Source organism: Stutzerimonas stutzeri, from assembly GCF_000935215.1.
Lineage (GTDB): Bacteria > Pseudomonadota > Gammaproteobacteria > Pseudomonadales > Pseudomonadaceae > Stutzerimonas.
Window position 1 is genome coordinate 1 of record NZ_JXXD01000072.1, and the last position, 9,016, is coordinate 9,016.

Consider the following 9,016-nt stretch of genomic DNA (forward strand, 5'->3'; position numbering starts at 1 on the left):
GCAGCACCGAGCCCCCGTGGGCGCGCTCTCGCGGCGATGCAGGCCGGTAGGCCTGCCAAAGACTGAAAAGCATCGCCCCGGGGTCGGGCCTCCACAAAGCAGTCCCGTAGGGTGGGCCGGGTGGCGTTCCGCTTCAGCCCACCCATTCCAGGCAATGGGCGTCATCGAAGTGGGCTGAAGCCCACCCTGCTGCTGCGTGCCGAAATGTAACCTCGTGACGGATGCGCGGACCGATGGCTGACGTGTTGGCGCTCAGCCACCTCCCGCACCTCAGGCGCGCAGCAGCGCCTTGGCCATCTTCGGCGACAGCTGGGCTTCGCTGAACTGTGGCTCGTTCGGCGGATAGAGCAGGTCCTCGATGATGCTGTAGCCGTGTTCCTTGCCGAGGGCGATCACGTCGCGGACCTTTTCACAGGCCTTGAGTTTTTCGCCGAGCGCCGGGTCGTTCAGGGCTTGGTTCGAGAAGGCTTGGATTTCCTTGATGGACATAGGGTTCTCTCTGTTGCGATGACTGGAACCAGCGCCGAACGGCTGGCGAGGCATGCCATAGCAACATCGATGCCTGAGATCATTCCATTGAATATCAATGGCTTATGAGGTTTTGACGAGCTGCCGATTGTCGTATTGGCGACAATCGGACAACAGCCGGGCTCAACCCAGCAGGGCCACGGCCTTGATCTGTGCCCACAGCGGCAGCCCGGGAGCGATGCCCAACTGGTCGGCCGAGCGGCGAGTGATGCGCGCCAGCAGCGGCGTGCCGCCGGCATCCAGGCGCACCAGCACGTGGGCCGGGGTATCTGCCGCGGCCAGCGCTTCGACTCGCGCCGGCAGCAGGTTGGTGATGCTGCTGCCCTCGGCACGGGTCAGCGCCAGGCTGACGTCGCGGGCATGCACGCGAAAGCGCAGGCGCTGGCCGAGCGCTTCCGGCCGCTGCGCCACCAGTACCTCGCCGCCGGGGAAGGTCAGGCGGGTCAGATGGTAGGCGTCGTCGTGTTCGGCCACGTGGGATTCGACCACCACGCCGGCGTCCTCGCCGAGGGCGGTGGGCAGGTCCAGTCGTGCCAGGGTTTCGCGCAGGCCGCCGGCGGCTACCGCCCGGCCCTGGTCGAGCAACACCACGTGATCGGCCAGCCGCGCCACTTCGTCCGGCGAATGGCTGACGTAGAGCAGCGGGATGTCGAGTTCGTCGTGCAGGCGTTCCAGATAGGGCAGGATTTCGTTCTTGCGCTTGAGGTCCAGCGCCGCCAGCGGTTCGTCCATCAGCAGCAGGCGCGGGCTGGTGAGCAGGGCGCGGGCGATGCCGACGCGCTGGCGCTCACCCCCGGACAGCGTTCCCGGCAGGCGCTCCAGCAGGTGGTCGATACCCAGCAGGTTCACCACATGGTCCCAGTCCACCCGGCGCTGGGCGGCCTTGACCCGACGCAGGCCGTATTCGAGGTTGCGCCGTGCCGTGAGGTGCGGGAACAGGCTGGCTTCCTGGAATACATAACCCAGGGCGCGCGCGTGCGTCGGGACGAACAGCCCGCGCGCACTGTCCTGCCAGCGTTCGCCGTTGACTTCCAGGTACGCCTCGCCGGCGCGCTCCAGGCCGGCGACGCAGCGCAGGCAGGTGGTCTTGCCCGAGCCCGAATGGCCGAACAGCGCCGTCACGCCGCGGCCAGGCAGGGCGAGGTCGACGTCCAGTTCGAAGCCGGGCCAGGTCAGGCGGAAGCGGGCGTGGATCTGCCCGGCGGTTGGTGAGTCGTTCATGCACGAGTCCCTTCAATTGAGGCCGGACTTGAAACGGCGGCTGGAGTACAGCGCCAGCAGCACGCAGAAGGAGAACGCCAGCATGCCGCCGGCCAGCCAGTGGGCCTGGGCGTACTCCATGGCCTCGACGTGGTCGAAGATCTGTACCGAGACCGTGCGGGTGACACCGGGGATGTTGCCGCCGATCATCAACACCACGCCGAACTCGCCGACGGTATGGGCGAAGCCGAGGATCGAGGCGGTGACGAAGCCCGGCCGCGCCAGCGGCAGTACCACGCTGAAGAAGGTGTCCCAGGGACTGGCGCGCAGGGTGGCGGCTACTTCCAGCGGGCGCTCACCGATGGCTTCGAAGGCGTTCTGCAGGGGTTGCACGACGAAGGGCATGGAGTAGAGCACCGAGCCCACCACCAGACCGGCGAAGGTGAAGGGCAGCAGACCCAGGCCCAGGCTCTGGGTCAGCTGGCCAACCAGGCCGTTAGGGCCCATGGTGGTGAGCAGATAGAAGCCCAGCACGGTCGGCGGCAGCACCAGTGGCAGTGCCACCACTGCGCCGACCGGCCCCTTGAGCGGCGAATGGGTACGCGCCAGCCACCATGCCAGCGGCGTGCCGAGCAGCAACAGCAGCGCGGTGGTGAGGCTGGCCAGCTTGAAGGTCAGCCAGATCGCTGCGAAATCGACGCTGTCGAGCATCATCGCGGTTCAGTCCAGCTCATAGCCGTAGGCGCGAATCAGCGCGGCGGCGGTATCGCCCCTGAGGTAGTCGAGCAGCGCCTGTGCCGCCGGGTTGCCCTCGCCATGGCGAAGCAGCAGGGCGTCCTGGCGGATCGGCGCGTGCTGGTCGGCCGGCACCACCCAGGCCGAGCCGCGGGCGATGCGACCGTCCTCGGTCACCTGGGACAGCGCGACGAAGCCCAGCTCGGCATTGCCACTGGCGACGAACTGGTGGGCCTGGGCGATGTTCTCGCCCTGCACGAAGCGTGGCTGCAGCCGTTCGCGCAGGCCCAGGCGCTCGAGGGCTTCCAGTGCTGCGGCGCCGTAGGGGGCGGTTTTGGGATTGGCCAGGGCCAGGTGACGGAAGTCGCCGTCGGCGAGGATGCGCCCTTGCGGATCGACATAACCCTCGCGCGCCGACCACAGCACCAGGCTGCCGATGGCATAGGTGAAGCGGCTACCGGCGACGCCGGAACCCTCGTCCTCGAGTCGTGCCGGTGTGCTGTCGTCGGCCGCCAGCAGGATGTCGAAAGGCGCGCCATTGTTGATTTGCGCATAGAACTTGCCGGTGGCGCCGAAGGCCAGCACGGCGCGGTGGCCGGTGTCGCGGGTGAAGGCGGCGGCGATTTTCTGCATCGGTGCGGTGAAGTTGGCCGCCACGGCCACCTGCACGTCGTCGGCGATGGCGGTTAGTGGCAGGCAGAGCAGCAGGGCGGCGCAGAAATGGCGGACGGGGTGCATGGCGACTCCTTTCAATCGACGGCGATGATGACGTGGGATGCCTTGATCAGCGCGGTGCAGGGCTGGCCCAGGGCCAGGCCGAGCTCTTCGGCGCTCTCGTTGGTGATCACGGCGCTGAGGGTGCGGTTGCCCGGCAGCAGCAGCTTGACCTCGCAGTTCACCGCGCCCGGCATCAGCGCGCTGATGGTGCCGGTGAGGCGATTGCGGGCGCTGATCTTCACGTCAGGATCGGGCGAGAGCAGCACGAAGCTGGCCTTGATCAGCGCCATGGCGGTATTGCCGGGCGCCAACTGCAGTTCGTCGATGCTGTCGTTGGTCAGCGTGGCGCTGATGCACAGGCCTGCGCCGATGTCCAGGCGCAGGCTGCCGTTGACGGCCCCCTTGTCGACGGCGGTGATACGGCCGCGGAATTGATTGCGTGCGCTGGTCTTCATGGCGATGGCCCTCAGCAGCCGGTCGATGTCGTCGAAGCCTTCGATGCCCTCGGCGACCTGGGCGAGAAAGCGCTCGTATTCGGCCTGCATGCGCCGCCATACGTGGAGCATCTCGCGGCCGAAGTCGGTCAGGCGCGTGCCGCCGCCCTGGGCGCCGCCGGCAGAGCAGATCACCAACGGCCGCTCGGACAGGTTGTTCATGGCATCCACTGCATCCCAGGCGGCCTTGTAGCTCAGCTTGATGGCCTTGGCGGCGCGGCTGATGGAACCGGTGGCCTCGATCTGCTCCAGCAGGTCGATGCGCTTGCCGCCCAGATAGCCTTTCTCGCCCCGGTTGAACCAGAGCTGGCCGTCGATGCGCAGGGGTAGGTCCGCTTCGTTCATGTCGTTTCCTCGGGCTCCGGCTCTGGGCCTGGAGCAAGCAAGAATGCATCCAGGTCTGTGTTTTCAAATAAATCCATGAAAATCAAAAAGTTAATGCTTTCATGGAGGCCCCGTGAGCTGTCTGGAAGATGACATTGTGTGATGCGCTATATCGTTTTGTATATAGCGCTACAGAGGTATTCCGGCCCGCCCGAGGAACCGCGGCCTGGTGTGTCGCAAAGCCGACATTGCGCCCCATGCGTACCGTTCGCGACAGCGGGAAGGTCGTGCGATGAATCTATATGTATTTGAAAAATAATTGTTTTTCAGCTTGGCAAGGCTGGGCATGGGCGTTGCAGAAGTACCTGTGCCGGGTGGCCAGATCGCCGCCACAGCCGAGGAGACATGCCGATGATTACCCTGACTGAAAGCGCCAAGAGTGCGATTAACCGCTTCATCAGCAACGCCGACAAACCCACCGCCGGCTTGCGCATCCGCGTCGAGGGCGGCGGCTGTGCGGGGCTGAAGTACAGCCTGAAGCTGGAAGAGCAAGGCCTCGACGGGGACCAGCAGGTCGACTGCGGCGCCTTCACCGTGCTGATCGACGACGCCAGCGCACCGCTGCTCGACGGCGTGACCATGGACTTCGTCGACAGCATGGAAGGCAGCGGCTTCACCTTCGTCAACCCGAACGCCAGCAGCGGTTGCAGCTGCGGCAAGTCCTTCGCCTGCTAAGCGCCATTCGAGGCGGCCGGCCACGACCGGCCACCCAGCATTCACCGGGAGATCAGCCGTCATGTGGGATTATTCGGAAAAGGTCAAAGAACACTTCTACAACCCGAAGAACGCCGGCGCCGTGGCCGAGGCCAATGCCGTCGGTGACGTCGGCTCGCTGAGCTGCGGCGATGCCCTGCGGCTGTCGCTGAAGGTCGATCCGGACACCGACGTGATTCTCGACGCCGGCTTCCAGACCTTCGGCTGCGGCTCGGCAATCGCATCGAGCTCGGCGCTGACCGAGATGATCAAGGGGCTGACCGTCGACGAGGCGCTGAAGATCAGCAACCAGGACATCGCCGACTTCCTCGACGGCCTGCCGCCGGAGAAGATGCACTGTTCGGTGATGGGTCGCGAGGCCTTGCAGGCGGCGGTGGCCAACTACCGCGGCGAAACCCTCGAGGACGACCACGAGGAAGGCGCGCTGGTGTGCAAGTGCTTCGCCATCGACGAGGTGATGGTGCGCGAGACCATCCGCGCCAACCGGCTCTCCAGCGTCGAGGACGTGACCAACTACACCAAGGCCGGCGGCGGTTGCTCGTCCTGCCACGAAGGCATCGAGCGGTTGCTGGTCGAGGAACTGGCCGCGCGCGGCGAGATCTTCGTTCCGGCCGGTACCGGCGCCAAGGCGGCGAAGAAGGCCAAGGCGCCGCTGGTGACCCTGGAAACCCCGCCGGCGGCTCCGCAGGCGGCGCCCACCGCGCCGCGCATGACCACCCTGCAGCGCATCCGCCGCATCGAACGCGTGCTCGAATCGATCCGCCCGACCCTGCAGCGCGACCACGGCGACGTCGAGCTGCTGGATGTCGAGGGCAAGAACATCTACGTCAAGCTGACCGGCGCCTGCACCGGCTGCCAGATGGCCAGCATGACGTTGTCCGGCATCCAGCAGCGGCTGATCGAGGAACTCGGCGAGTTCGTCAAGGTGGTCCCGGTCAGCTCCCCGGCCCACAGCGCGATGGCGGAGGTGTGAGATGAGCGGCATCTATCTCGACAACAACGCGACCACCCGTGTCGATGACGAAGTGGTGCAGGCCATGCTGCCGTTCTTCACCGAGCAGTTCGGCAACCCCTCGTCGATGCACAGCTTCGGCAACCAAGTCGGCATGGCGCTGAAGAAGGCGCGGCAGAGCGTGCAGCGGCTGCTCGGTGCCGAGTACGACTCGGAAATCGTGTTCACCTCCTGCGGCACCGAGGCCGATTCCACCGCGATCCTCTCGGCGCTCAAGGCCCAGCCCGAGCGCAAGACGATCATCACCACGGTGGTCGAGCACCCGGCGATCCTCAGCCTGTGCGACTACCTGGCCGAGGACGGCTACACCGTGCACAAGCTCAAGGTGGACAAGAAGGGCCGCCTGGATCTGGACGAGTACGCCGCGCTGCTCGACGACGACGTGGCCATCGTCTCGGTGATGTGGGCCAACAACGAGACCGGCACGCTGTTCCCGGTGGAGCAGATGGCGCAGATGGCCGACGATGCCGGGGTCATGTTCCATAGCGATGCGGTGCAGGCGGTCGGCAAGGTGCCGATGAACCTCAAGGACAGCGCCATCCACATGCTCTCGCTGTCCGGCCACAAGCTGCATGCGCCCAAGGGCGTCGGCGTGCTCTACCTGCGCCGCGGCACGCGCTTCCGGCCGCTGCTGCGCGGTGGCCACCAGGAGCGCGGGCGCCGCGCCGGCACCGAGAACGCGGCGTCGATCATCGGCCTGGGGGTCGCCGCCGAGCGCGCGCTGGCCTTCATGGAACACGAGAACACCGAGGTCCGCCGCCTGCGCGACAAGCTCGAGGCCGGCATTCTCGCCGCCGTGCCCTATGCCTTCGTCACCGGCGATCCGGGCAATCGCCTGCCGAACACCGCCAACATCGCCTTCGAATACATCGAGGGTGAGGCCATCCTGCTGCTGCTGAACAAGGTCGGTATCGCCGCCTCCAGCGGTTCGGCCTGCACCTCCGGGTCGCTGGAACCGTCCCACGTGATGCGCGCGATGGACATTCCCTACACGGCGGCCCATGGCAGCGTGCGCTTCTCGCTGTCGCGCTACACCACCGAGGAGCAGATCGACTACGTGATCCGCGAGGTGCCGCCGATCATCGCCCAGTTGCGCAAGCTGTCGCCCTACTGGAGCGGTAACGGCCCGGCCGAGGCAGTGGGCGATTCGTTCGCGCCGGTCTACGCCTGACGACCAAGTGGCCGCCCGCAGCGCCGAGGAGGTTCAGCATGTCCATCGTGATCGACGACACCACCCTGCGCGACGGCGAACAGAGCGCCGGGGTCGCCTTCAGCGCCGAGGAGAAGCTCGCCATTGCCCGCGCCCTGGCACAGCTCGGCGTGCCGGAGCTGGAGATCGGCATTCCCAGCATGGGCGAGGAGGAGTGCGAGGTGATGCGCGCCATCGCCGGGCTGGGCCTGCCGGTACGGCTGCTGGCCTGGTGCCGGTTGTGCGACGCCGACCTGCTGGCCGCCGGCGGCACCGGCGTGGGCATGGTCGACCTGTCGCTGCCGGTCTCCGACCTGATGCTGCAGCACAAGCTTGGCCGCGACCGTGACTGGGCGTTGCGCGAGGTCGCGCGACTGGTGGGCGCGGCGCGCGATGCCGGGCTGGAGGTGTGCCTGGGCTGCGAGGACGCCTCGCGCGCCGATCCGGAGTTCATCGTCCGCGTGGCGGACGTCGCCCAGGCCGCCGGCGCGCGGCGGTTGCGCTTCGCCGACACGGTGGGGGTGATGGAGCCGTTCGTGATGCACGAGCGCTTCCGCTTTCTCGCCGGGCGCCTGGATCTGGAGCTGGAAGTGCACGCCCACGACGACTTCGGCCTGGCCACGGCCAACACCCTGGCGGCCGTGCGCGGCGGCGCCACGCATATCAACACCACGGTCAACGGTCTCGGCGAGCGCGCCGGCAACGCCGCGCTGGAGGAATGCGCGCTGGCGCTCAAGCACCTCCACGGCATCGACTGCGGCATCGACGTGCGCGGCATTCCCTCGATCTCGGCGCTGGTGGAGCAGGCTTCCGGGCGCCAGGTGGCCTGGCAGAAGAGCGTGGTCGGCGCCGGGGTGTTCACCCACGAGGCGGGCATCCACGTCGACGGCCTGCTCAAGCACCGGCGCAACTACGAGGGGCTCAACCCCGACGAGCTCGGGCGCAGCCACAGCCTGGTGCTGGGCAAGCATTCCGGCGCGCACATGGTCGAGCTGAGCTACCGCGAGCTGGGCATCGAACTGCAGCAGTGGCAGAGCCGGGCACTGCTCGGCTGCATCCGCCGTTTCTCCACGCAGACCAAGCGCAGCCCGCAGAGCGCCGATCTGCAGGGTTTCTACCAGCAGCTGTGCGAACAGGGCCTGGCCCTGGCCGGAGGTGCCGCATGAACCTGTACCGCGAATGCCGCGACGATGTGCGCTGCGTATTCCAGCGCGACCCCGCCGCGCGCTCCACGCTGGAGGTGCTGACCACCTATCCGGGGGTGCACGCGATCATGCTCTACCGCCTCGCGCATCGCCTGTGGTGCCGCGAGTGGCGCTATGCCGCGCGCCTGCTGGGCTTCCTCGGGCGGCTGCTGAGCAACGTCGACATCCATCCCGGTGCCCGCATCGGCGCGCGCTTTTTCATCGACCATGGCGCCGGGGTGGTGATCGGCGAAACCGCCGAGATCGGCGACGACGTCACCCTCTATCACGGCGTGACCCTGGGCGGCACCAGCTGGTGCAAGGGCAAGCGCCATCCGACCCTGGGCGACGGCGTGCTGGTCGGCGCCGGGGCGAAGATCCTCGGGCCGATCAGCATCGGCGCCAATGCCCGGGTCGGCGCCAACTCGGTGGTGGTGCAGGACGTGCCGGACGGCTGCACGGTGGTCGGCATCCCCGGCAAGGTGGTCCGCCTGCGCGAGGCCGGCCGGCCCAACGTGCATGGCATCGATCTCGACCATCACCTGATCCCCGACCCGGTGGGCAAGGCCATCGCCTGCCTGCTGGAGCGCCTGGACAGCCTGGAGAAGCAGGTCGAGCAGGGCGGCCTGGTCGCCGCCGGCAGCCAGCAGCGGCGCTACCAGGAATGCCAGCCGGACAACAGCCTGTGTGAAAACGACTGTCCGGCCATGGCCGGGCGCTGACGGAGCACGCCCATGGACCTGCAGGATTTCGACGGCGCCGGCCTGTATTTCGACGAGCCGCGCCAGCCGCGCGTCGCGGCGCTGCTGGACGAGGCGTCGGCGCAGTACGCCACCGGCACGGCGGAGCAGCCGCTGCT

General features: G+C 67.4%; 10 protein-coding genes. 5 read left to right on the forward strand and 5 right to left on the reverse strand.

Translation table 11 applies throughout. The annotated features are described in order from the left end of the window. Positions 1-270: 270 nt before the first annotated feature. The 5 genes from LO50_RS09015 to LO50_RS09035 all read right to left on the reverse strand — a co-directional run bounded on the left by LO50_RS09015 (position 271) and on the right by LO50_RS09035 (position 4,019). Positions 271-489: a Nif11-like leader peptide family natural product precursor gene (locus LO50_RS09015; protein WP_037041244.1), complete on the reverse strand. Its 219-nt coding sequence runs from the start codon at positions 487-489 to the stop codon at positions 271-273. Positions 490-651: 162 nt separating this feature from the next. After that, a complete protein-coding gene (gene modC / locus LO50_RS09020; protein ID WP_011912522.1) occupies positions 652-1,749 on the reverse strand; it encodes a molybdenum ABC transporter ATP-binding protein in 1,098 nt (365 codons plus the stop codon). 12 nt (positions 1,750-1,761) lie between these two features. Continuing rightward, the gene (gene modB, locus LO50_RS09025) at positions 1,762-2,442 is read right to left on the reverse strand and encodes a molybdate ABC transporter permease subunit (RefSeq protein ID WP_042921123.1); all 681 of its coding nucleotides are present in this window, start codon (positions 2,440-2,442) and stop codon (positions 1,762-1,764) included. A gap of 6 nt (positions 2,443-2,448) precedes the next feature. Continuing rightward, the gene (gene modA, locus LO50_RS09030) at positions 2,449-3,201 is read right to left on the reverse strand and encodes a molybdate ABC transporter substrate-binding protein (RefSeq protein WP_042921126.1); all 753 of its coding nucleotides are present in this window, start codon (positions 3,199-3,201) and stop codon (positions 2,449-2,451) included. Between the two features lie 11 nt (positions 3,202-3,212). Then, positions 3,213-4,019 (reverse strand): TOBE domain-containing protein, encoded by an 807-nt coding sequence (locus LO50_RS09035; RefSeq protein WP_042921129.1) that lies wholly within the window; start codon positions 4,017-4,019, stop codon positions 3,213-3,215. A 390-nt stretch (positions 4,020-4,409) separates the two neighbouring features. Here LO50_RS09035 and LO50_RS09040 point away from each other — a divergent pair, with 390 nt between their 5' ends. From LO50_RS09040 to cysE, 5 genes are all read left to right on the forward strand, one after another. Beyond that, positions 4,410-4,733, forward strand: a complete 324-nt coding sequence (locus tag LO50_RS09040) for a HesB/IscA family protein (protein WP_011912526.1) — start codon at positions 4,410-4,412, stop codon at positions 4,731-4,733. A gap of 61 nt (positions 4,734-4,794) precedes the next feature. Beyond that, positions 4,795-5,745 carry a Fe-S cluster assembly protein NifU gene (gene nifU, locus LO50_RS09045; protein ID WP_011912527.1) on the forward strand — a complete coding sequence of 317 codons (951 nt, stop codon included), beginning with the start codon at positions 4,795-4,797 and terminating at the stop codon, positions 5,743-5,745. 1 nt (position 5,746) lies between these two features. Beyond that, complete coding sequence (nifS, locus tag LO50_RS09050; RefSeq protein ID WP_042921134.1) at positions 5,747-6,955, forward strand: cysteine desulfurase NifS; 1,209 nt, start codon at positions 5,747-5,749, stop codon at positions 6,953-6,955. Positions 6,956-6,993: 38 nt separating this feature from the next. Continuing rightward, on the forward strand, positions 6,994-8,139 hold the full coding sequence (nifV, locus tag LO50_RS09055) for a homocitrate synthase (RefSeq protein ID WP_037041233.1): 1,146 nt from the start codon (positions 6,994-6,996) through the stop codon (positions 8,137-8,139). Beyond that, entirely contained in the window at positions 8,136-8,879 is a 744-nt protein-coding gene (gene cysE / locus LO50_RS09060) for a serine O-acetyltransferase (RefSeq protein ID WP_037041230.1), read from the forward strand. The genes nifV and cysE overlap by 4 nt, the downstream gene beginning before the upstream one ends. Positions 8,880-9,016 lie beyond the last annotated feature (137 nt).